The organism is Modestobacter sp. SYSU DS0290, assembly GCF_054050955.1.
Window position 1 is genome coordinate 41,841 of sequence record NZ_JBJHAI010000015.1, and the last position, 21,024, is coordinate 62,864.

Consider the following 21,024-nt stretch of genomic DNA (forward strand, 5'->3'; position numbering starts at 1 on the left):
CACGTGCCGGACGACGACCGGCGACGTGAGACCGACGGAAGGGGAACTCTCGTGAGCGAGCTGCCGACCTGGCCCTGTGTGGGGTGCGGGCACGACACCCGGTTCGAGCAGCCGCCGTGCGTCGACGGGCACACCGAGGACGGCGGCGAGTGCCCGGAGTGGCTGTGCGTCGACTGCGGCGCGGCCATCGTGAACGGCGACGTCGCAGCGGGGGAGCGGCGGCGCGCCGCCTGAGGAGGGCCCCTGCCCCCCGGCGGGACCGCGTTGGCGGCGGGCCCCTGCGGAGGGGCCTTAGGGTGGGTACAGGTGGCGTGACGGCCCCGGGGTGGCCCCGGGCGCCCGAGCCGAGCCGTCCGGGACTCCGGCGGCGGCTGCGCGCCCGACTGCTTGAGGACGTGTTGTGTTCGAGACCCTCTCCGACCGCCTGGACAAGGTCTTCACCGGTCTGCGCGGCAAGGGCCGGCTCTCCGACGAGGACATCGACGCCACCGCGCGCGAGATCCGGATCGCCCTGCTCGAGGCCGACGTCGCCCTGCCGGTCGTCCGCGCCTTCATCGCCTCGGTCAAGGAGCGGGCGCGCGGCGCCGAGGTCTCCCAGGCGCTGAACCCCGCGCAGCAGATGATCAAGATCGTCAACGAGGAGCTCATCGGCATCCTCGGCGGCGAGACCCGGCGGATCCGCTACGCCAAGCAGTCGCCGACGGTGATCATGCTCGCGGGTCTGCAGGGCGCCGGTAAGACCACGCTGGCGGGCAAGCTGGGCCGCTGGCTCAAGGCCCAGGGGCACACCCCGCTGCTGGTCGCCTGCGACCTGCAGCGCCCCAACGCGGTCCAGCAGCTGTCCGTGGTCGCCGGCCAGGCCGGCGTCGACGTCTTCGCCCCCGCCCCGGGCAACGGCGTCGGCGACCCGATCGCGGTGGCCCGCGAGTCGATCGACCACGCGCGGCGCACGATGCACGACGTCGTCGTCGTCGACACCGCCGGCCGGCTGGGCATCGACGCGGAGCTGATGGCCCAGGCGGCCGGCATCCGCGACGCCGTGCAGCCCGACGAGACCCTCTTCGTCGTCGACGCGATGATCGGTCAGGACGCGGTCACCACGGCCACCGCGTTCCAGGAGGGCGTCGGCTTCTCCGGCGTGGTGCTCACCAAGCTCGACGGTGACGCCCGCGGTGGCGCCGCGCTCTCGGTCCGGCACGTCACCGGCCAGCCGATCATGTTCGCCTCCACCGGCGAGAAGCTGGCCGACTTCGACGTCTTCCACCCCGAGCGGATGGCCTCGCGCATCCTCGGCATGGGCGACGTGCTCACCCTCATCGAGCAGGCCGAGCAGGCGTTCGACGCCGACCAGGCCGAGCGGATGGCCGGCAAGCTCGCCGCCCGCGAGGGGTTCACCCTCGAGGACTTCCTCGAGCAGATGATGGCGATCCGCAAGATGGGGCCGATCGCCAACCTGCTGGGGATGCTGCCCGGCGCGGGGCAGATGAAGGAGCAGCTCAAGCAGGTCGACGAGCGCGACCTGGACCGCACCGCGGCGATCATCCGGTCCATGACGCCGGCCGAGCGGGTCAACCCCAAGATCATCAACGCGTCACGCCGGGTGCGCATCGCGAACGGCTCCGGGATGAGCGTCACCGACGTCAACCAGCTGCTGGAGCGGTTCGCCCAGGCGCAGAAGATGATGGGCCAGATGGCCGGCAGCATGGGCATGCCCGGCATGGGCCCGATGTCGAAGAAGCAGCGCGGCCGGCAGAACCAGGTCCAGGCGCGCGGCAAGGGGAAGAAGGGCAAGGGGAAGGCCAAGGGCGGCCCGGCGCGGCGGCCGATCGGCGCCCCCGGCGCCACGGGCGGCTTCCCCGGTGGGATGCCCGGCCAGCTCCCCGGCGGCCAGCCGCCCGGTGGCCTGCCCGGGCTCCCGCCCGGCCAGGCCCTGCCCGACCTGTCCAAGCTCGACTTCAGCCAGTTCAAGGACGGTCCGTTCAAGGACGGGGGCCGCTGAACCGGTGACCGCCCCCGCCCTGCACCTGTCCGGCGTGGTCCTCCCCGAGGGGGAGCACCGCGACCTGTGGGTGCGGGGCGGGCGGATCACCTTCGAGCCCGTCGCCGGCGCCCAGACGGTCAGCCGCGGCGGGTTCGTGCTGCCGGGCCTGGTCGACGCGCACTGCCACGTCGGGCTCGGGCACGGCGGTGCGCACATCGGCGACCTGGACGGGCTGCGCGCCCAGGCGCTGACCGAGCGGGACGCCGGCGTGCTGCTGCTGCGTGACTGCGGATCACCGGTCGACACCCGGGTGCTGGACGAGCACGAGGACCTTCCCCGGGTCATCCGGGCCGGCCGGCACCTGGCCGCGACCCGGCGCTACATCCCCGGGCTCGCCCTCGAGCTGGAGCCGGGCGACCTCGTCGAGCAGGTCCGGGTGCAGGCCCGGCGCGGTGACGGCTGGGTGAAGCTGGTCGGTGACTGGATCGACCGCGGCGTGGGCGACCTCGCCCCGGAGTGGCCGGCCGACGTCGTCGCCGCGGCGATCGCCGCCGCCCACGAGGAGGGCGCCCGGGTCACCGCCCACACCTTCGGCACCGAGGCGCTGCCCGACCTCATCGGCGCCGGCATCGACTGCATCGAGCACGGCAGCGGGCTGACCGAGGAGCTGGTGGGGGAGATGGCGGCGCGCGGCACCGCCGTCGTCCCGACGCTGGTCAACGTGGAAAACTTCCCCGGCTTCGCGGCGGCGGGGGAGAAGAAGTTCCCCGCCTACGCCTCGACGATGCGGCGGCTGTACGCACGGGCCGGCGCGGTCGTGCGCGCCGCGTACGAGGCCGGGGTGCCGGTGTTCGCGGGCACCGACGCCGGCGGCGGCATCGACCACGGGGTGATCGCCGACGAGGTGCGGGCGCTGCACGCCGCCGGCCTGCCCGCGGAGGCGGCGGTCGCCGCGGCCTCCTGGGCGGCGCGGGAGTGGCTGGGCCTGCCCGGCATCGCCGAGGGGGCACCGGCCGACCTCGTCGTCTACGCGGCCGACCCCCGCGCCGAGCTGGACACGTTGCAGCGACCGCAACGACTGGTGCTCCGCGGCCGCGTCGTCGGCTGAGCACCCCGTCACCCTCCGGGCGACACCGCGACCAGGAGCCGTTCCCCGGTCCGTGGAGCCGCTGCTGGCGTCCCCGGCGGGGAGCCTCCGGCCCCCGCGCCGGAGCCACCTCCGCCCGGAGGTCGGGAGCTCGCAAACCCCTGGACGGCGTCCCGCGGACGCCTGGGACACTCCTCCCGTGCTCCTTCGGATGTCCTCCCTGTTCCTGCGCACGCTGCGCGACGACCCGGCCGACGCCGAGGTCCCCAGCCACCGGCTGCTCGCCCGGGGCGGCTACATCCGGCGCGCTGCGCCCGGCGGCTTCACCTGGCTGCCGCTGGGCTGGCGGGTGTTCCGCAACGTCGAGCGCATCGTCCGCGAGGAGATGGACGCGATGGGGGCGCAGGAGGTGCACTTCCCGGCGCTGCTGCCGCGGGAGCCCTACGAGGCGACCGGCCGCTGGACCGAGTACGGCCCGAACCTCTTCCGGCTGCAGGACCGGCGGGGCAACGACTTCCTGCTCGGCCCCACCCACGAGGAGATGTTCACCCTCCTGGTGAAGGACCTCTACGGCTCCTACAAGGACCTGCCCCTCTCGCTGTACCAGATCCAGACCAAGTACCGGGACGAGGCGCGGCCCCGGGCCGGGCTGTTCCGCGGCCGCGAGTTCACCATGAAGGACAGCTACTCCTTCGACGTCGACGACGCCGGCCTCGAGCGCTCTTACCAGGCGCACCGCGCGGCCTACATCCGGATCTTCGACCGGCTCGGCCTGGAGTACGTGATCGTCTCGGCGATGTCCGGGGCGATGGGCGGGTCGAAGAGCGAGGAGTTCCTGCACCCGACCTCGATCGGGGAGGACACCTTCGTGCGCTCGCCCGGCGGGTACGCGGCCAACGTGGAGGCGGTCAGCACCGTCGTTCCCGAGGCCGTGCCGTTCGACGGCCTGCCCGACGCGCACGTCGAGGACACCCCCGACACCCCGACCATCGAGACGCTCGTGGCGGCGGCCAACCAGCTCTTCCCCGACGCCGGGTACACCGCCGCGTCGACGCTGAAGAACGTGGTCGTCACGCTCGTGCACCCCGACGGCACCCGGGAGCCGCTGGTCATCGGCCTGCCCGGCGACCGGGAGGTCGACGCCAAGCGGCTGGAGGCGCAGGTGAGCCCGGCCGAGGTCGAGCCGTTCACCGACTTCGCCGCCCACCCCGACCTGGTCAAGGGCTACATCGGCCCGCAGGTGCTGGGCAGCGAGAGCAAGACCGGCATCCGCTACCTGGTCGACCCGCGGGTCGTGCCGGGCACCCGCTGGATCACCGGCGCCAACGAGCCGGGCAAGCACGTGTTCGACCTGGTGGCCGGGCGCGACTTCACCTGGGACGGCACCATCGAGGCCGCCGAGGTGCGCCCCGGCGACCCGGCGCCCGACGGCTCCGGTCCGCTGGAGCTGGCCCGGGGCGTGGAGATGGGCCACATCTTCCAGCTGGGCCGCAAGTACGCCGAGGCGCTGGACCTGAAGGTGCTCGACGAGAACGGCAAGCTCGTCACCGTCACCATGGGGTCCTACGGCATCGGGGTCTCCCGGGCGGTGGCCGCGATCGCCGAGTCCACCCACGACGAGCTGGGCCTGCGCTGGCCGCGGTCGGTCGCGCCGGCCGACGTCCACCTGGTGGCCACCGGCAAGGACGCCGCCGTCTTCGAGTACGCCGAGTCCCTCGCCGGCCAGTTGGTCGACGCCGGTGTCACGGTGCTCTTCGACGACCGGCCGAAGGTGTCGCCCGGGGTCAAGTTCAAGGACGCCGAGCTGCTCGGGATGCCGACGATCGTCACCGTCGGGCGCGGGCTGGCCGACGGTGTCATCGAGGTGCGCGACCGGGCGACGGGGGAGCGGTCCGAGGTCGCCGTGGCCGAGGCGGTCGACGCGGTCCTCGCCGCCGTCCGTGGCTGAGCGGTCGCTCGACGAGCAGCTGCGGCTGACCGCCGAGACGGTCGAGGCCAACCTCGGCCACGGCGACCAGGTCCACGCGCCCCGGCCGATCGACCACACCGCCGCCTTCCGGAGCCGGAGGGCGGCGGTGGCGGCCGGGGAGGAGCTCACCGGGGCCGGCTACCGGGTCGACGGGCTGTACCGCCGGCTGCTCACCGTGTGGCTCGAGTTCAGCGCCATGACGGCGGTCGACCACGAGACCGCGGCCGGCTTCACCCGTGAGGTGGTCGGCATCGTCGGGCGGCACGGCGGCCGCTACGACGGCTGGGGCGGGTTCCTCGTCCCGCCTCAGGAGCCGGGCGAGGCGACGAGCTCCACCTCGTAGCCGTCAGCGTCCGCGAGGTAGGCGGCCCGGTGGTCCGGGCCGCCGGTGAAGGGTTGAAGGGCCCCGTCCTCCTCACGGCTCGCTAGCTCGCCGCGAGCCTCTGGACGGGGCCGGACCAGATCACCGGTCACGGTGAACGCGAGGTGGTTCGGCCCCGGTGCGCACCGGTCGTGCCGGGCGGTCAGCAGCCACCCCCAGGATCGTTCCGCACGGGCGAGATCGGGCACCCAGAGCTCGATGCGGTGCAGGGGTCCGGCAGCGGTCATGAGCTCTTCCCTCGCGTCTGGCATCATGGTCTGTCGAACACGGCGGCGGGTGGCCCTCTCACCATCCCCGCCCGTGTCCATCGCCTCGCCCCGGCGTACCCCCACGCGACCGTCCGGCGGGCAACCACACACGTTCGAGGAGCACACCACACACCGTGGCCACCAAGATCAAGCTCATGCGCCTGGGCAAGATGCGCGCGCCGTACTACCGCATCGTCGTCGCCGACGCCCGCACCAAGCGGGACGGTCGCTCGATCGAGACGATCGGCAAGTACCACCCGAAGGAGGACCCGTCCTTCATCGAGGTCGACAGCGAGCGCGCGCAGTACTGGCTCGGTGTCGGCGCCCAGCCGACCGAGGCCGTCGCCGCCATCCTCCGGGTCACCGGTGACTGGCAGAAGTTCAAGGGCGAGCCGGCTCCGGCCCCGATGAAGGTCGCGGCCCCGAAGCCGGACAAGAAGGCCCTCTACGAGGAGGCCGCCCGCGCCGCCGCCGACGAGCCGACGACCGAGGCGACCACCCCGCGCAAGAAGGCCGCCCCCAAGGCCGACGCCGCTGCCGACGCCCCGGCCGCGGACGCCGCCGAGACGCCTGCTGCCGAGTAAGACGTGCTCGAAGAAGCGCTCGAGCACCTGGTCAAGGGCATCGTCGACAACCCCGACGACGTCGTGGTCGACCTGGTCAACGGCCGCCGCGGCAAGACCCTGGAGGTCCGGGTGCACCCCGACGACCTCGGCAAGGTCATCGGCCGCGGCGGGCGCACCGCCAAGGCGCTGCGCCAGGTCATGACCGGTGTCGGCGGCCGCGGCCTTCGGGTCGACGTCGTCGACACCGACGGGCGCTGAGCACTCCCGGCGCCGCAGGCGCCACCCCCGCACACCCCGACACCGTGGTGGTCGGCCGCATCGGCCGGCCCCACGGTGTCCGTGGTCAGGTGACCGTCGAGGTGCGCACCGACGATCCCGACCTGCGGTTCGCCCCCGGGTCGGTGCTGCTCACCGACCCGCCGTCCCGCGGCCCGCTCACCGTCGCGGGGATGCGCTGGCACAGCGGCACGCTGCTGCTCACCCTGTCCCGGCCCGACGGCACGGTGATCGCCGACCGCGAGGCCGCGGACGCACTGCGCAACACGCAGCTGCTCGTCCCGGTCGACGCGCTCCCGGAGCTCGACGAGCCGGACTCCTTCTACGACCACCAGCTGATCGGCCTGGCCGCCGAGCTCACCGACGGGACGCCGCTGGGCGAGGTGACCGCCGTACAGCACGAGGGCGCCGAGCTGCTGGTCGTGCGGCGCACCGACGGCCGCGAGCTGCTCGTGCCGTTCGTCGCGGCCATGGTGCCGACGGTCGACGTCGCCGGTGGCCGGCTCGTCGTCGACCCGCCCGAGGGGCTGCTCGACCTGTGAGCTTCCGCGTCGACGTCGTCTCGATCTTCCCCGAGTACCTCGCGCCGCTGCGCCAGTCGCTGCTGGGCAAGGCCGCCGAGCGCGGGCTGGTCAGCATCGGGGTGCACGACCTGCGGCAGTGGACCGACGACGTCCACCGCACGGTCGACGACGCCCCCTACGGCGGCGGCCCCGGCATGGTCATGCGCCCCGAGCCCTGGGCCCGGGCGCTCGAGGAGGTCCGGCCGCCGGGCACCCGGCTGGTCGTGCCGACCCCGGCGGGCCGGCCCTTCACCCAGGCGGTCGCCGCCGAGTGGGCCACCGAACCCGGCCTGGTCTTCGCCTGCGGCCGCTACGAGGGCATCGACCAGCGGGTCGCGGACTGGGCGGCCTCGGCCGGTCCCGTCTCGGAGGTCTCCATCGGTGACTACGTCCTCGCCGGCGGGGAGTCCGCGGTGTTGGTCATGGTCGAAGCGGTCACCCGGCTGATCCCCGGCGTCGTCGGCAACGCCGAGTCGGTCGAGTTCGACTCGCACGCCGACGGCCTGCTCGAAGGGCCCTCGTACACCCGCCCGGCCAGCTGGCGTGGCCAGGACGTTCCGCCCGTGCTGCTCTCCGGCGACCACGCGGCGATCGCCCGCTGGCGACGCGCGCAGTCACTCCGGCGCACCGCCGACCGCCGTCCCGACCTGCTCGCCGCGCTGCCGGCCGAGGCGCTGTCGCCGGCCGACCGGGCCGCGCTGGACGCCGACCCCCAGCCGTGAGGACCCAGCCGTGACGGACCGGCCCTGGGTGCGGCCGACGGCGCGCGTGCTGGTGCTCGACCCGGCCCAGCGCGTGCTGTTGCTCGGCGCGCGGCTCACCGGCCCGGACGCCGTCCCCGGCGAGGTGCTGTTCTGGTACACGCCCGGCGGGGGAGTGGAGGACGGCGAGGACCTGCGCACGGCCGCCGTCCGGGAGCTCGCCGAGGAGACCGGACTGCACGCCGACCCCGCCGACCTCGAGGGCCCGGTGTGGCTGCGCCGGCACCTGGGCCGGTGGGGCGAGCAGCTGATCGACTCGCGGGAGACCTTCTTCGTGCTGCGCGACGTCCGGCACGAGGTCGACGTCGCCGGGCGCACCGAGCTGGAGCTGCTCGCCGACGAGCCGCACCGCTGGTGGACCGCGGCGGAGATCGCCGCCGGCGGGGTGGCCTTCGCTCCGCAGCAGCTCCCGGTGGCGCTCCCGCCGCTGCTGGCCGGCCCGTGGACGGGCCCGCCGCGCATCGTCAGCTGAAGATGTGGCACAGTAGAGAGCTGCTGCACGCCGTCGGCTCCTGTCGATGGTGGCTCCGCACCTGACGACGACGCCCCGTGACAACGTCCTGCACGAGGTCATGGACGGCGTCGCGGGTGGTGGAGCGCGGCCCCCCGGTACGGACTCACCGGGACCCCGCTGCCCGTTACACGACGAGTTCCCTAGATCTGAGGACTGCTGCGATGAACACCCTGGACGCCCTCGACGCTGCGTCGCTGCGCAACGACATCCCCGACTTCCGCCCCGGGGACACCGTGAAGGTGCACGTGCGGGTCATCGAGGGCAACCGCTCGCGCGTCCAGGTCTTCCAGGGCGTCATCATCCGGCGCCAGGGCGGCGGGATCCGCGAGACCTTCACCGTCCGCAAGGTCAGCTTCGGGGTCGGCGTGGAGCGCACCTTCCCGGTGCACACCCCGGTCGTCGAGCAGATCGAGGTGCTCACCCGCGGTGACGTCCGCCGGGCGAAGCTGTACTACCTGCGTGAGCTGCGCGGCAAGGCCGCCAAGATCAAGGAGAAGCGCGAGGTCGTCGCGCGCTGATCCCAGCGTCTCCGCGTCGAACGGGCCGGCTGCCACGGGCAGCCGGCCCGTTCGCGTCTCCGGCTGGGTGGCGCAGCTGTGAGGTTGCCAGCGGTCCGGCGTTCTGCCGGGCGGGGTGGCGCGCGGACCGTACGCTGATCGACGATGAGCACGCACGGCTCCACCGACTCGTCCTCCGGCCGTCCCGAGCGGGACGCGACCCCGGACTCGCCGTCCTCGCCGGAGGCAGGCGCCGGCCGGTCCGGCGGCCCCGGGCCCGACGGCGCGCCGGCGGGGCAGCGGAGGGGGCGCGCGCCGGCCAAGAAGGGCTCCCTGCTGCGCGAGCTGCCGGTGCTGCTGGTCATCGCCTTCGTGCTGGCCTTGCTGGTGAAGACCTTCCTGGTGCAGGCGTTCTTCATCCCGTCGGGCTCGATGGAGCAGACGCTGCACGGCTGCCCGGGCTGCACGGGGGACCGGGTGCTGGTCAACAAGGTGCCCTACTGGTTCGGCGAGCCCGAGCCCGGTGACGTCGTGGTCTTCCGCGGGCCGGACACCTGGTCCCCGGAGATCACCGTGGCGGAGCCCAGCAACTGGTTCTCCGGGGCGCTGCTGACCCTGGGGCGGGCGATCGGGGTCGCGCCGCCCAGCGAGGACGACTACGTCAAGCGGGTGATCGCAACCGAGGGACAGACGGTCGAGTGCTGCGACCCGGAGGGCCGCGTGCTGGTCGACGGTCAGCCGCTGGACGAGCCGTACATCCACCAGAACTCCCCGTTGGGCACCGGCACCTCGGCCGGCCGGGAGTTCACCCCGGTGACCGTGCCGGAGGGGCGGCTGTGGGTGATGGGCGACCACCGGTCTGCCTCGGCCGACTCCAAGGCCCACATGGGCGACGAGTACGCCGGCACGATCGCGGTGGACGACGTCATCGGCAAGGCCGCGCTGATCGTGTGGCCGCTGGACCGCTTCGGGCTCATCGACAGCCCGGACATCCAGGCCGACGCGGCTGCTGCCACTCCGGCCGGTATGCCGGTCCAGGGTGCCGCTGCGGTCGCGGTGCCCTACGTGCTCGGACTGGCCGGCGCCGTGCCGCTGACCGCCTGGCGCCGGCGGCGCAGGTCACGCGGTGCACGGGCGGCCGGCCCGTCCCGGCGTCCGCCGCGCACCGGCTGGCGGCGTGCCCGCCGGCCGGCGCAGACCCGGCCGGCGCGGGGCTCCTCCGCCCGCTGACGCCCCCACCGGAGGGGCGCGCACCAGCCGCTGTCGAGCAGGCTCGCCGTCCCGCGGGCACTCCCTGCGACGCCGTTCCGGTGCCTTTCGGCAGGATCTGCGCGCGTCCCGCGAAGAAGTTCGCGGAAATTGTTCAAGCAGTCCGTTCACCCGGTCGATGTACATCGCAGAGAGTCATCAGACCCGAACGGAGAGTCAGACAGTGTCTGCACCCATGGCGAGCACCACGCGCGGCGTCACCCGCGTCATGATCCTCGCGGACGCCCCGGTTCTGCGCCGCGGCCTGATCGGCATGATCAACGAGACCGCGGGCATGCAGGCGGTGGGCACCCCCGGGGAGCCCCGCCGGGCGCTGACGCTGGCCGACTCCGCCCGCCCCGACGCCGTCGTGGTCGAGCTGGGTGCCGGTCGGGCCGCGACCCTCAACGCCTGCCGCGACCTGCGCCGCCGCTACCCCCAGATCGCGATCGTGGCGCTGGCCACCTCCGATGACCCGGCCGTGGTCAACGAGGCGCTGGCCGCCGGCGTCCGCGGCTACCTGCTGATGAACACCTCGCCCACGCTGCTGGGCTGGGCGGTGCTCGCGGCTCGCGCCGGCCGCACCGTGGTCGACCCGCAGATCCGCCGCACCGAGGGCGGGGCCGAGCCGGTCGCCAAGCCGCTGACCCCCGAGGTCCCGCTCACCCGCCGGGAGTCCGACGTCCTCGACGAGCTCCTGCAGGGGCAGTCCAACCGGCAGATCGGCCGGAACCTGTTCATCAGCGAGGACACCGTGAAGTCCCACGTCAAGGCGATCCTGCGCAAGCTGGGCGCCCGCGACCGGGCGCACGCCGTGTCGCTGGTGCTCTCCGCCCGCAACCCCGGCTGCACCTGCGGCGCGCACTCCTTCACCGCCACCAACGTCTGAGCCGGCGGGCCGGAGGCGGACGGGCATCGCGCCCACCGCACCCGACCCGACCCCGACGGCCGGGACGTCCCCTGCGTCCCGGCGGGTCAGGGTGTGGCCGCACCTGCGACCACGCCCAGCCGCCACGAGCCGGTCCCCGTTCCCCCGCGGACCGGCTCGTGGTGTGCCCGGGGCGGCCCACCGCCCGCCGGTCGGCCGGTCCCGGGACCACGACGCCCGCGGGCGTCGTAGGGTCGGCACTCGATGCCTGCCCGATCCACCCTCACCGCCTCCCGCGGTGCCTCGCGCCCCCGTGGCGCGACGGCCGCGGAGGCGACCGACGCCCTGTGGGAGATGGAACGCTCCCTGCGCCGCCGCGGGTTCGCCGCGATCGCCGGCGCCGACGAGGCCGGTCGCGGCGCCTGCGCCGGGCCCCTGGTCGCGGCCGCCTGCGTGCTGCCGGCCGGCCGCCGCGGCAGGGTGCCCGGGCTGGCCGACTCCAAGCTGCTCACCGCCGCCACCCGGGAGCAGGTCTACGCCGAGGTCGTGGACCGCGCGGTCGCCTGGTCGGTCGTCGTGATCCCGGTGGCCGAGCTCGACTCCCGGGGCATGCACGTGACGAACATCGAGGCGCTGCGCCGGGCGGTGCACGCGCTCGACCCCGGCCCGGAGTACGTGCTCACCGACGGCTTCCCGGTCAGCGGGCTGGCCCAGCCGTCGCTGGCCGTCTGGAAGGGCGACCGCGTCGCGGCCTGCGTGGCGGCGGCGTCGGTGCTGGCCAAGGTGACCCGGGACCGGATGATGCTCGACCTGCACGCCCGGTTCCCCGACTACGGCTTCGACGTGCACAAGGGCTACATCACCGAGGCGCACAGCGCTGCCCTCGACGCGCACGGCCCCTGCCCGGAGCACCGGATGCGGTTCGTCAACGTGGCCCGCGCGCGGGACGCGCACGCCGCGCGGACACCGGCGCTGCCGCAGAGGCAGGCCATGCCCGATGATGGACCCGTGCCCGCCCAGTCGAACGACCTGCCGGAGCTCGTCTCCGGATCCATCCCGCGGGCTGCCGACCACCGCGCCGGCCTGCCCACGCCGGCACTCGTGGAGCACACGCGATGAGCACCGAGGACCTCGAGAAGTACGAGACCGAGATGGAGCTGCAGCTCTATCGCGAGTACAAGGACATCGTCCGCCAGTTCTCCTACGTGGTGGAGACCGAGCGGCGGTTCTACCTGGCCAACAGCGTCGACCTGCAGGTCCGTGACGCCGGCGGTGAGGTGTTCTTCGAGCTCACCCTCACCGACGCCTGGGTCTGGGACATGTACCGGCCGGCGCGCTTCGTGAAGAACGTGCGGGTCGTGACGTTCAAGGACGTCAACGTCGAGGAGCTGGACAAGCCCGACCTCGAGCTGCCGGACAACCCGCGCCTGCCCTGACCTGGTCTCCCGCACCCCCCAAGGCTGCCCCGGTGGCGTGCTGACCGGCGGTTCGCCGTCCACAGCCGCGCCCGCTGTCCACAGACCCGGCGCGGCCCTGTCCTGATGCCTGCGCCGGTCGCAGGGTCGAGAGGTGCCCAATCTCCCGACCCCACGAGCCGCCCTCGGCGCCTACGGCGAGCGCGTGGCCGTCCGGCTGCTCACCGACGCCGGCATGCAGGTGCTCGACCGCAACTGGCGCTGCCGTCACGGTGAGCTCGACGTCGTCGCCCGCGACGGTGACGCGATCGTCTTCTGCGAGGTGAAGACCCGCCGGGGCACCGGTTTCGGGCACGCCGTGGAGGCGGTCACCGTCGACAAGCGGCGCCGGCTGCGCCAGCTGGCCCGGGCCTGGCTCGCCGCACACGACCACCACGCACCCGACCTGCGCTTCGACGTCGTCGGGGTGCACGTGCCGGTGCGCGGTCCGGTCCGCGTGGCGCACCTGCGGAACGCGTTCTGATGGCGCTGGCCCGGACCTGGTCGGTGGGGCTGGTCGGCGTTCAGGGTGCCCTGGTGGAGGTCGAGGTCGACCTCGCGGCCGGGGTGCCCACGGTCGTGCTCGTCGGCCTGCCCGACGCGGTCGTGCGCCAGTCGGTCGACCGGGTCCGCGCGGCGGTCGTCAACAGCGGGCACGACTTCCCGCTGCGCCGGGTGACCATCGGGCTGTCACCGGCCGCGATGCCCAAGCAGGGGAGCGGGTTCGACCTCGCCCTCGCCGTGGCGGTGCTCGCCGGCGCCGGGGTGGTGCCCGCCGGCCGGGTGCGGGAGCTGGTCCTCCTCGGCGAGCTCGGTCTGGACGGCTCGTTGCGAACGGTGCGGGGAGTGCTCCCCGCCGTCCTGGCCGCCGCCCGCGCCGGTCACCGGCAGGTCGTGGTGCCGGCGGACAACGCCGACGAGGCGGCCCTCGTCGAGGGGATCGAGGTGCTGGCCGCGGAGAGCCTGCGGCAGGTCATCGGCCACCTGGCCGGCGGCGCGGCCATCCCCGGTCACGTCCGGGCGCCGGCAGCTCCCGAACCCCCCGGCCCGGACCTGGCCGACGTCGTCGGGCAGACCGCCGGGCGCCGCGCGGTCGAGGTCGCCGCCGCCGGGGGCCACCACCTGTTCCTCACCGGGCCTCCCGGCGCCGGCAAGACGATGCTCGCCGAGCGGCTGCCGGGCCTGCTGCCGCCGCTGGACGAGCGGGCCGCGATGGAGGTCACCGCGATCGCCTCGGTCGCCGGCACCCTGCCCCCGGGAGCCCCGCTGGTCCGGCGGCCCACCTTCGAGCAGCCGCACCACTCGGCGACGATGGCCGCCCTCGTCGGCGGTGGATCGGGCTCGATCCGCCCCGGTGCCCTCTGCCGCGCCCACCTGGGGGTGCTGTTCCTGGACGAGGCGCCGGAGTTCCCGCGGGCGGTGCTGGACACGCTCCGCCAACCGCTGGAGCGGGGCGAGGTGACCATCCACCGGGCGAACGGCTCGGCCACCTTCCCCTGCCGGGCGCAACTGGTGCTCGCCGCCAACCCGTGCCCCTGCGCGAGCGCCGCCGGCGACACGGCGTGCACCTGCAGCCCGCTGGAGCGCCGGCGCTATCAGTCCCGGCTGTCCGGCCCGCTGCTGGACCGGATCGACCTGCGGGTCACCCTGCCGGCGGTCAGCCGCGCCGCCTGGCTGGACGGCGTCGCGCCACCGGAGTCGACGCAGGTCGTGGCCGGCCGGGTGAGGGCTGCCCGCGCAGCCGCCGCAGCCCGGCTCGCGGGCACCGGCCTCACCCTGAACAGCGCGGTGCCCGGCCGGCTGCTGCGCGAGCGGTGGCCGGTGCCCCGGCGGGCGCTGGCCCTCGCCGAACGGGCCCTGGAACGCGGGTCCCTGTCGGTGCGCGGCTTCGACCGGGTGCTGCGGGTCGCCTGGACGCTGAGCGACCTGGCGGGGTCGACCGTGCCCGGCCCCGACGAGGTGGCCGAGGCCCTCGGCATGCGCCTCCAACGGGTCACGGCATGACCGGCGCCGGGGGCGGAACAGGCGACGCCCTGGTGACCGCCCTGCGCGGCGAGCCCGACGGCGACCCGGAGCGCCGGGCGCGCGCCTGGCTGAGCCGCGCCCTGGAGCCCGGCTCGGTGGGGGTGTGGCGGTTCGTCGAGCGGGTCGGCCCGGTCGAGGCGGTGGTGGCGCTGCGCGCCGGGACGGCACCGCCCCGCGTGCAGGCCGTCGCCGGCGCCCGGGCCGGCGAGGACGCCAGCCTGGCCGACCTCCGGCGGGCGGCGCGGTGCGGCGCCCGGCTGGTGGTCCCCGAGGACGACGAGTGGCCGGCGTACGCGTTGCACTGCCTGACCGTGGCCAGTGCGGAGGCCCCCGACGAGCCGAGGCCCGACCGGACCCGGACGCTGGTCCCACCCCTGGCGCTGTGGGTGCGCGGCGACGGTGCGCTGGCCGACGTGGTCGACCGCTCGGTGGCCCTGGTCGGGTCCCGGGCCGCGACCGCGTACGGCGAGCACGTCGCGGGGGAGCTGGCGCACGGCCTGGGGGAGCGGGGGTGGACCACCGTCTCCGGGGGTGCCTTCGGGATCGATGCCGCTGCCCACCGCGGGGCGCTGGCCGCCGGTGCCCCGACGGTCGCCGTGCTCGCCTGCGGCGTCGACCGCGCCTACCCGGCGTCCCACTCCGCGCTCTTCTCCCGCCTGCTCGACGGGGGCCTGCTGGTGAGCGAGTGGCCGCCGGGCTGCGCACCGCTGCGGCACCGGTTCCTGGTCCGCAACCGGTTGATCGCCGCGCTCACCCGCGGCACCGTGGTGGTCGAGGCCGCGGCCAGGTCAGGTGCGCTGGCCACCGCTCACCGGGCCGGTGATCTCGGGCGCTCGCTGATGGTGGTTCCCGGCCCGGTCACCAGCGCGATGTCGGTCGGCTGCCACGAGCTGCTCCGCGACGAACTGCGCGGTGCCCGGCTGGTGACGACGGCGGCGCAGGTCGTCGAGCAGGTCGGGTCGCTGGGCGCCGACCTGGCCGTGCCGCCGGAACGACCGGGCAGCCCCCGTGACGCGCTGTCCGACGTGGCCCGCCGGGTGCTGGACGCCTGCCCCGTCCGCACCGGCGTCACCCCCGAGCGGCTCGCCGCCGTCGCCGGCTGCGACGTGCTGGACGTGCTGCGGGTGCTGCCTGCGCTGGAGCTCGCCGACCTCGTCGAGTGGACCGGCACCGGCTGGCGGCTGCACCGCCCGCCGAGCCCGGCGACCGGCGCGTCCCGTTGACCGGTTCCACTCCGGCACGGACGCTGCCCCCATGGCGGGGACGACGGAGCTGCGGGCGGGGCTGCCCCCTGCCCTCGCCGAGTCGCTGGACGCCTGGGAGGAGCACCTGCGCGTGCAGCGGGACCTCTCGACCCACACCGTGCGCGGGTACGTCGGCGACGTCGTGTCCCTGCTGGACCACCTGGCCCGCCGGCAGGGGACCACCCCCGCCGACCTCGACCTGGCCACGCTGCGGAGCTGGCTGGCCGCCGGTCGCACCCGCGGCGACAGCCGGTCCACCACCGCCCGCCGGTCGGCCTCGGCGCGGTCCTTCACCGCGCACCTGCGCCGCAGCGGCCAGGTGGCCGAGGACGTCGGCCTCCGGCTGGCCAGCCCCAAGGCGCACCGCACGCTGCCCGGGGTGCTCGGCGCCGACCAGGCGCGCACCGTGCTCGAGCAGGCCGCGCACCCCGCCGACGACGGCGAGGACGCCGCGGCCACCGCGCTCCGGCTGCGCAACGTGCTGGTGCTGGAGCTGCTCTACGCCAGCGGCATCCGCGTGGGGGAGCTGGTCGGTCTGGACGTCGACGACGTCGACCGGGGCCGGCGGCTGCTCCGGGTGTTCGGCAAGGGCCGGAAGGAACGCAGCGTGCCGTTCGGCGCACCGGCCGCCCAGGCGCTGGAGACGTGGCTGGCTCACGGCCGGCCGGCGCTGGTGACCGCGACCAGCGGCCCGGCGCTGCTGCTGGGTGCCCGCGGCGGCCGGCTGGACGCGCGGGAGGCGCGCCGGGTCGTGCACGCGGCGGTCCAGGCCGCCCCCGGCACCCCCGACATCGGTCCGCACGGGCTGCGGCACTCCGCGGCCACGCACGTCCTGGAGGGCGGTGCCGACCTGCGGTCGGTCCAGGAGCTGCTGGGGCACGCTAGCCTCGCGACCACGCAGGTCTACACGCACGTCACGGTCGAGCGCCTGCGCGCGGTCCACGCGCAGGCCCATCCGCGGGCCTAAGAGAGTGGGGGCGGCAACGGTGCGCACAGCGACGGGCGATCAGGGGGATGCAGGTGTCTGAGGCGACGGTCGACCAGCTCGGGGCGAGCGACGACCCGGACGCGGCGGTCGTCGAGCTCTGGGGCCGCTACGCCGTCGACCGGGACACCGGCCTGCGCGACCGGCTGATCCTGCACTACGCCCCGCTGGTCAAGTACGTCGCCGGCCGGGTCGGCAGCGGCCTGCCCGCGCACGTGGAGCAGGCCGACCTGGTCTCCTACGGCACCTTCGGCCTCATCGACGCGATCACCCGCTTCGAGCCGTCGCGGGAGATCAAGTTCGAGAGTTACGCGATGGCGCGCATCCGCGGCGCGATCATCGACGAGCTCCGGTCCACCGACTGGATCCCGCGGTCGGTGCGGATGAAGGCGCGTCAGTTCGAGCGCACGATCGCCGCCCTCGAGAGCCGGCTCCAGCGGAGCCCAACCGAGGAGGAGATCGCGGCCGAGATGGAGATGGACGTCGAGGAGATCCGCAAGTTCCTCGGCCAGCTGTCCCTGGTCAACGTCGTCGCCCTCGACGAGCTGCTCGTCGACGACGACGGCTCCGCCCCGCGACTGGTCGACACCCTCAAGGACACCAGCGCGCTCGACCCGCAGGCGATGGCCGAGCACGGCGAGGCCCGTCAGCTGCTCGCCCGCGCGGTCGAGCAGCTGCCCGACCGGGAGAAGGTCGTGGTGAGCCTCTACTACTTCGAAGGGCTCACCCTGGCCGACATCGGCCGGGTCCTCGGGGTAACCGAGAGCCGCATCTGCCAGCTGCACACCAAGGCGGTCCTGCAGCTGCGCACCAAGCTCGCCGACATCGCCTGAGGTCTGGATCGACCGGGTGCCGGTGATCAGCCAGGCGGAGCTCTGGCTCCAGCTGACCACCGACGACCCGGCCGCGGCGGCGCAGCACCTGGCCACGGCCGAGGGAGTGGCCCGCTGCGACGAGATCGAACCGCTGGGCGAGGGCTCGGCGTTCTGGATCAGCAGCCCGGCCTCGATCGTGCACCTGGTCGCCCAGCCCAACGGCGACTGACGCCCGGTCAGCCGCTCTGCTCGCCCGGGCGGGGTCCCAGCAGGGGTTGCGCCGTCGGCGGGTTCCGGTGGCCCTCCTCCCAGGGGAGCGTCCCCTGGGAGTCCGGCCACACCAGCTGCAGCACCTCGACGCTCCCGTAGAGCTGCTCGGCCACCGCCAGCCGGCCGGTGTCGGCCACGGCCAGGAAGACGACGGGGGAGTCGGCATCGGTGATCGTCGAGGTCGCCGCCCCCGGAGCGAACCGGGCGCCGCCCCGAACGGCTTCGCCCACCAGGTTCAGGTACTTCTCGCCGGCCTCGAACGGCAGCCCGGTCACGATCACCTCCGGGTGCCCGAGCCCGGTCAGGCCCACGGTGTGCGACCAGCGCGGCTCGCCGGGCGAACCGCCGCCGTGCAGCACCGCCCAGCCGAACCGGTCGATGACCGCCTGCAGGTCGCGCAGCACCTGGCCGCCGTCCTGCTCCTCCGGTCCCGAGTCCTTCTTCCGTCGCCAGCGCACGCCCGGACGGTAACGCCTCCGGGAGTCACGGCCACGGCAGCAGACTGATCCGCGGCGGCTGCAGCAGGGAGAGCGGGTCGAGGTACACCTCCCCGTGTCGGAGTCCCCAGTGCAGGCAGGCCTCGACCGGGCAGCCGGTGTGCCCGGCCACCAGGGTGCCCAACGGTGAGCCGCGGGCCACGACCTGGCCGGCGGCCACCGCCGGCTGCACCGGCTCGTACGTCGTGCGCAGGCCACCGGGGTGCTCGACGCTCACCACCGGCCGCCCGGCCACCATGCCGGCGAAGGCCACCACGCCGTCCCCGGCGGAGACCACCGGTGCGCCGATGCCAGCGAGCAGGTCCACGCCCCGGTGCCCCGCGGCGTACGGCGTCGGTGGGGGATCGAACGCCCGGGACACCTCCGGCGGCCCCGGCAGCGGCCACCCCCACACCCCGGCCGGCCCAGGGGAGGACGGCGGGGCCGGAGCCGGCGTCGCCGGCCCCGCCGCGGGGCCGAGCAGGGTCCCGGAGACCAGCACGAGCAGCACGAGCAGGCGGGCGACGGACACCCCGCCGACCCTGGTGCCACCGGCGTCCGGGTGGCGGCCTCCCGCCCCGCTTGTGGACGACGGGTCCCCCTGGGGACGACCCGCGCGGAGCACCGCTTGACACCGCGTATGCTTCTCGGTGCGGCCCGCTCCGGCGGGTCGACTTCGCGTGTCCGCGTCCCGCTGCTCGTGCACCTCGACGAGCCAGGCGGGGAGCTCGTCACCTCGGTCCCACCCTCGCGGCGGGTCGGTGACGCGATCCGGACACCAGGGCGGTGCACCACCCGGTGCCCGCGACAACCGGCACAGCGCGGCCCGGCCCCCGGCCGCCCGCGCACGAGAAGGAAGGCGGCGCCACGTGGCAGTCGTCAGCATGAAGAACCTGCTCGACAGCGGGGTCCACTTCGGGCACCAGACCCGTCGCTGGAACCCGAAGATGAAGCGCTTCATCTTCACCGAGCGCAACGGCATCTACATCATCGACATCCAGCAGACGCTGGGTTACATCGACCAGGCCTACGAGTTCGTCAAGCAGACCGTGGCCCACGGCGGTTCGATCATGTTCGTCGGGACCAAGCGCCAGGCGCAGGAGGTCATCGCCGAGCAGGCGCAGCGCGTCGGCATGCCCTACGTCAACCAGCGCTGGCTGGGCGGCATGCTCACCAACTTCTCCACCGTGTACAAGCGGCTCCAGCGCATGAAGGAGCTGGAGGACATGGAGCAGACCGGCGTCATGGCCTCCCTCTCCAAGAAGGAGCAGCTGGGCCTGACCCGCGAGAAGGCCAAGCTCGAGCGCAGCCTCGGCGGCATCCGCGACATGCAGAAGGTGCCCAGCGCCGTCTGGATCGTGGACACCAAGAAGGAGCACATCGCCGTCGGCGAGGCGCGCAAGCTGGGCATCCCGGTCGTCGCGATCCTCGACACCAACTGCGACCCCGACGAGGTCGACTACAAGATCCCGGGCAACGACGACGCGATCCGCAGCACCGCGCTGCTCACCCGCGTGATCGCCGACGCCGTCGCCGAGGGTCTGATGGCCCGTTCCGCCGCGCAGGCCAACGCCGGTCGCGCCGAGGACGGCGCCCCGGCCGGTGCCGCTGCCGAGCCGCTGGCCGACTGGGAGCGCGAGCTGCTCACCGGCCAGTCCGGTGACGCCCCGGCCACCGAGCTGCCGGAGACCCCGGCCGCCCCGCCGACCGTCACCGCCGAGGAGGTCGCCCCCGTCGAGGGTGTGCCCGCCACCGGCAGCACCGAGACCGGCACCCAGGGCGCCCAGAACGGCTGATCCGCAGGCGCCGCTCCCCGGCCCCACACGGCCGGGGAGCGGCGCCGCTGCACGTCCGCACCCAGCACACCACCCCAGAGGAAGTGACATGCCCGCCTTCACCGCAGCCGACGTCAAGCGTCTCCGCGACGCCACCGGCGCCGGCATGATGGACGCCAAGAAGGCCCTGACCGAGGCCGACGGCGAGTACGACAAGGCCGTCGAGCTGCTGCGGATCAAGGGCGCCAAGGACGTCGGCAAGCGCCTGGAGCGCTCGACGACCAACGGCATCGTGGTCAGCAAGGGCGGCGCGCTGCTCGAGCTCGACTGCGAGACCGACTTCGTCGCCAAGAACGCCGAGTTCGTCGCCCTGGGCGAGAAGCTGCTGGACATCGTGCTGGCCCAGAAGCCGGCCGACGTCGCGGCGCTGCTGGCCACCGATGTCGACGGCCAGACGGTCGAGAAGCTGATCGAGTCCGAGTCGGCCCGCATCGGCGAGAAGCTGGTCCTGTCCCGCTTCGCGCTCTTCGAGGGCACCACGGCCGTCTACCTGCACAAGCGCGCCACCGACCTGCCCCCGGCCATCGGTGTCGCGGTGCAGTACTCCGGCGGTGACGAGGACGCGGCCCGCGCCCTGGCGATGCACATCGCCGCGGCCCGCCCCCGTTACCTGACCCGCGAGGACGTCCCCGCCGAGACGGTGGAGACCGAGCGCCGGGTCGCCGAGCAGACGGCGAAGGAGGAGGGCAAGCCCGAGCAGGCGATCGCCAAGATCGTCGAGGGTCGCGTGAACTCCTACTTCAAGGACTTCGTGCTCCTCGAGCAGCCCTCGATCACCGAGCCGAAGCGCACCGTCAAGCAGGTCATCGGCGACGCCGGTCTGACCGTCGAGCGGTTCGCCCGGTTCGAGGTCGGCCAGGCCTGAGCAAGGACCCCGTCGCCCCCCGTCCCTCGCACGCCCGGGGCGGGGCCCTGCGACGGGGCCGTTCCAGCACGTCACCGCCGGCCCCGTTCCTCCGT

26 protein-coding genes are annotated in these 21,024 nt (G+C 74.4%); 23 read left to right on the forward strand and 3 right to left on the reverse strand.

The genetic code is table 11. The annotated features are described in order from the left end of the window. The first annotated feature begins 51 nt into the window (after positions 1-51). The 5 genes from ACI795_RS13360 (at position 52) to ACI795_RS13380 (ending at position 5,380) form a co-directional block, all read left to right on the forward strand. The gene (locus ACI795_RS13360) at positions 52-234 is read left to right on the forward strand and encodes a hypothetical protein (protein WP_457076011.1); all 183 of its coding nucleotides are present in this window, start codon (positions 52-54) and stop codon (positions 232-234) included. Positions 235-400: 166 nt separating this feature from the next. Further along, the gene (gene ffh / locus ACI795_RS13365) at positions 401-1,999 is read left to right on the forward strand and encodes a signal recognition particle protein (RefSeq protein WP_457076012.1); all 1,599 of its coding nucleotides are present in this window, start codon (positions 401-403) and stop codon (positions 1,997-1,999) included. A 4-nt stretch (positions 2,000-2,003) separates the two neighbouring features. Then, positions 2,004-3,089: an amidohydrolase family protein gene (locus tag ACI795_RS13370; RefSeq protein WP_457076013.1), complete on the forward strand. Its 1,086-nt coding sequence runs from the start codon at positions 2,004-2,006 to the stop codon at positions 3,087-3,089. 190 nt (positions 3,090-3,279) lie between these two features. After that, positions 3,280-5,016 (forward strand): proline--tRNA ligase, encoded by a 1,737-nt coding sequence (locus tag ACI795_RS13375; RefSeq protein ID WP_457076014.1) that lies wholly within the window; start codon positions 3,280-3,282, stop codon positions 5,014-5,016. Beyond that, on the forward strand, positions 5,009-5,380 hold the full coding sequence (locus ACI795_RS13380) for a ribonuclease E inhibitor RraB (RefSeq protein WP_457076015.1): 372 nt from the start codon (positions 5,009-5,011) through the stop codon (positions 5,378-5,380). Before ACI795_RS13375 ends, ACI795_RS13380 begins: the two co-directional genes overlap by 8 nt. On the opposite strand, the gene ACI795_RS13385 is transcribed toward ACI795_RS13380, so the two are convergent. After that, complete coding sequence (locus ACI795_RS13385; protein WP_457076016.1) at positions 5,344-5,646, reverse strand: hypothetical protein; 303 nt, start codon at positions 5,644-5,646, stop codon at positions 5,344-5,346. The genes ACI795_RS13380 and ACI795_RS13385 overlap by 37 nt on opposite strands. A 155-nt stretch (positions 5,647-5,801) precedes the next feature. On the opposite strand from ACI795_RS13385, the gene rpsP reads away from it, so the two are divergent. The 16 genes from rpsP to ACI795_RS13465 all read left to right on the forward strand — a co-directional run bounded on the left by rpsP (position 5,802) and on the right by ACI795_RS13465 (position 17,712). After that, positions 5,802-6,251, forward strand: coding sequence for a 30S ribosomal protein S16 (gene rpsP, locus ACI795_RS13390; RefSeq protein WP_153362013.1), 450 nt, complete (start codon positions 5,802-5,804; stop codon positions 6,249-6,251). Positions 6,252-6,254: 3 nt separating this feature from the next. Beyond that, positions 6,255-6,491 carry an RNA-binding protein gene (locus tag ACI795_RS13395; RefSeq protein WP_014742367.1) on the forward strand — a complete coding sequence of 79 codons (237 nt, stop codon included), beginning with the start codon at positions 6,255-6,257 and terminating at the stop codon, positions 6,489-6,491. A gap of 47 nt (positions 6,492-6,538) precedes the next feature. Next, positions 6,539-7,051 carry a ribosome maturation factor RimM gene (gene rimM / locus ACI795_RS13400; protein WP_457076073.1) on the forward strand — a complete coding sequence of 171 codons (513 nt, stop codon included), beginning with the start codon at positions 6,539-6,541 and terminating at the stop codon, positions 7,049-7,051. Next, the gene (trmD, locus tag ACI795_RS13405; RefSeq protein WP_457076017.1) at positions 7,048-7,794 is read left to right on the forward strand and encodes a tRNA (guanosine(37)-N1)-methyltransferase TrmD; all 747 of its coding nucleotides are present in this window, start codon (positions 7,048-7,050) and stop codon (positions 7,792-7,794) included. The genes rimM and trmD overlap by 4 nt, the downstream gene beginning before the upstream one ends. A 10-nt stretch (positions 7,795-7,804) precedes the next feature. Further along, a complete protein-coding gene (locus ACI795_RS13410) occupies positions 7,805-8,305 on the forward strand; it encodes an NUDIX hydrolase (protein ID WP_457076018.1) in 501 nt (166 codons plus the stop codon). Positions 8,306-8,508: 203 nt separating this feature from the next. After that, the gene (rplS, locus tag ACI795_RS13415; RefSeq protein WP_457076019.1) at positions 8,509-8,865 is read left to right on the forward strand and encodes a 50S ribosomal protein L19; all 357 of its coding nucleotides are present in this window, start codon (positions 8,509-8,511) and stop codon (positions 8,863-8,865) included. Positions 8,866-9,009: 144 nt separating this feature from the next. Then, positions 9,010-10,074: a signal peptidase I gene (gene lepB, locus ACI795_RS13420; protein ID WP_457076020.1), complete on the forward strand. Its 1,065-nt coding sequence runs from the start codon at positions 9,010-9,012 to the stop codon at positions 10,072-10,074. A gap of 214 nt (positions 10,075-10,288) precedes the next feature. After that, complete coding sequence (locus ACI795_RS13425; RefSeq protein WP_457076021.1) at positions 10,289-10,981, forward strand: LuxR C-terminal-related transcriptional regulator; 693 nt, start codon at positions 10,289-10,291, stop codon at positions 10,979-10,981. 243 nt (positions 10,982-11,224) lie between these two features. Further along, positions 11,225-12,079 carry a ribonuclease HII gene (locus ACI795_RS13430; RefSeq protein WP_457076022.1) on the forward strand — a complete coding sequence of 285 codons (855 nt, stop codon included), beginning with the start codon at positions 11,225-11,227 and terminating at the stop codon, positions 12,077-12,079. Continuing rightward, positions 12,076-12,396, forward strand: coding sequence for a DUF2469 domain-containing protein (locus tag ACI795_RS13435; RefSeq protein WP_457066408.1), 321 nt, complete (start codon positions 12,076-12,078; stop codon positions 12,394-12,396). Before ACI795_RS13430 ends, ACI795_RS13435 begins: the two co-directional genes overlap by 4 nt. A 133-nt stretch (positions 12,397-12,529) precedes the next feature. Beyond that, a complete protein-coding gene (locus ACI795_RS13440) occupies positions 12,530-12,898 on the forward strand; it encodes a YraN family protein (RefSeq protein WP_457076023.1) in 369 nt (122 codons plus the stop codon). Next, entirely contained in the window at positions 12,898-14,418 is a 1,521-nt protein-coding gene (locus ACI795_RS13445) for a YifB family Mg chelatase-like AAA ATPase (protein ID WP_457076024.1), read from the forward strand. The genes ACI795_RS13440 and ACI795_RS13445 overlap by 1 nt, the downstream gene beginning before the upstream one ends. Then, positions 14,415-15,662: a DNA-processing protein DprA gene (gene dprA, locus ACI795_RS13450; protein WP_457076025.1), complete on the forward strand. Its 1,248-nt coding sequence runs from the start codon at positions 14,415-14,417 to the stop codon at positions 15,660-15,662. Before ACI795_RS13445 ends, dprA begins: the two co-directional genes overlap by 4 nt. A 31-nt stretch (positions 15,663-15,693) precedes the next feature. Further along, positions 15,694-16,650: a tyrosine recombinase XerC gene (locus tag ACI795_RS13455; protein WP_457076026.1), complete on the forward strand. Its 957-nt coding sequence runs from the start codon at positions 15,694-15,696 to the stop codon at positions 16,648-16,650. Positions 16,651-16,697: 47 nt separating this feature from the next. Then, complete coding sequence (gene whiG / locus ACI795_RS13460; RefSeq protein ID WP_457076027.1) at positions 16,698-17,501, forward strand: RNA polymerase sigma factor WhiG; 804 nt, start codon at positions 16,698-16,700, stop codon at positions 17,499-17,501. 16 nt (positions 17,502-17,517) lie between these two features. Next, on the forward strand, positions 17,518-17,712 hold the full coding sequence (locus ACI795_RS13465; protein WP_457076028.1) for a hypothetical protein: 195 nt from the start codon (positions 17,518-17,520) through the stop codon (positions 17,710-17,712). 7 nt (positions 17,713-17,719) lie between these two features. On the opposite strand, the gene ACI795_RS13470 is transcribed toward ACI795_RS13465, so the two are convergent. Next, positions 17,720-18,211 carry a DUF4262 domain-containing protein gene (locus ACI795_RS13470; RefSeq protein WP_457076029.1) on the reverse strand — a complete coding sequence of 164 codons (492 nt, stop codon included), beginning with the start codon at positions 18,209-18,211 and terminating at the stop codon, positions 17,720-17,722. A gap of 25 nt (positions 18,212-18,236) precedes the next feature. Further along, positions 18,237-18,761, reverse strand: a complete 525-nt coding sequence (locus tag ACI795_RS13475) for a M23 family metallopeptidase (RefSeq protein WP_457076030.1) — start codon at positions 18,759-18,761, stop codon at positions 18,237-18,239. Positions 18,762-19,098: 337 nt separating this feature from the next. Here ACI795_RS13475 and rpsB point away from each other — a divergent pair, with 337 nt between their 5' ends. Both rpsB and tsf read left to right on the forward strand, forming a co-directional pair. Then, on the forward strand, positions 19,099-20,025 hold the full coding sequence (gene rpsB / locus ACI795_RS13480; RefSeq protein WP_457076031.1) for a 30S ribosomal protein S2: 927 nt from the start codon (positions 19,099-19,101) through the stop codon (positions 20,023-20,025). An 88-nt stretch (positions 20,026-20,113) separates the two neighbouring features. Further along, entirely contained in the window at positions 20,114-20,929 is an 816-nt protein-coding gene (gene tsf / locus ACI795_RS13485; RefSeq protein WP_457076033.1) for a translation elongation factor Ts, read from the forward strand. Positions 20,930-21,024 lie beyond the last annotated feature (95 nt).

Coding starts and splice junctions, on each gene's coding strand:
- ACI795_RS13385 (WP_457076016.1), bottom strand. CDS start 5,646: ATGACCGCTGCCGGACCCCTGCACCGCATCGAGCTCTGGGTGCCCGAT.
- tsf (WP_457076033.1), top strand. CDS start 20,114: ATGCCCGCCTTCACCGCAGCCGACGTCAAGCGTCTCCGCGACGCCACC.
- ACI795_RS13455 (WP_457076026.1), top strand. CDS start 15,694: ATGGCGGGGACGACGGAGCTGCGGGCGGGGCTGCCCCCTGCCCTCGCC.
- lepB (WP_457076020.1), top strand. CDS start 9,010: ATGAGCACGCACGGCTCCACCGACTCGTCCTCCGGCCGTCCCGAGCGG.
- ACI795_RS13425 (WP_457076021.1), top strand. CDS start 10,289: ATGGCGAGCACCACGCGCGGCGTCACCCGCGTCATGATCCTCGCGGAC.
- ACI795_RS13445 (WP_457076024.1), top strand. CDS start 12,898: ATGGCGCTGGCCCGGACCTGGTCGGTGGGGCTGGTCGGCGTTCAGGGT.
- ACI795_RS13435 (WP_457066408.1), top strand. CDS start 12,076: ATGAGCACCGAGGACCTCGAGAAGTACGAGACCGAGATGGAGCTGCAG.
- ACI795_RS13430 (WP_457076022.1), top strand. CDS start 11,225: ATGCCTGCCCGATCCACCCTCACCGCCTCCCGCGGTGCCTCGCGCCCC.
- dprA (WP_457076025.1), top strand. CDS start 14,415: ATGACCGGCGCCGGGGGCGGAACAGGCGACGCCCTGGTGACCGCCCTG.
- ACI795_RS13375 (WP_457076014.1), top strand. CDS start 3,280: ATGTCCTCCCTGTTCCTGCGCACGCTGCGCGACGACCCGGCCGACGCC.
- rplS (WP_457076019.1), top strand. CDS start 8,509: ATGAACACCCTGGACGCCCTCGACGCTGCGTCGCTGCGCAACGACATC.
- whiG (WP_457076027.1), top strand. CDS start 16,698: ATGCAGGTGTCTGAGGCGACGGTCGACCAGCTCGGGGCGAGCGACGAC.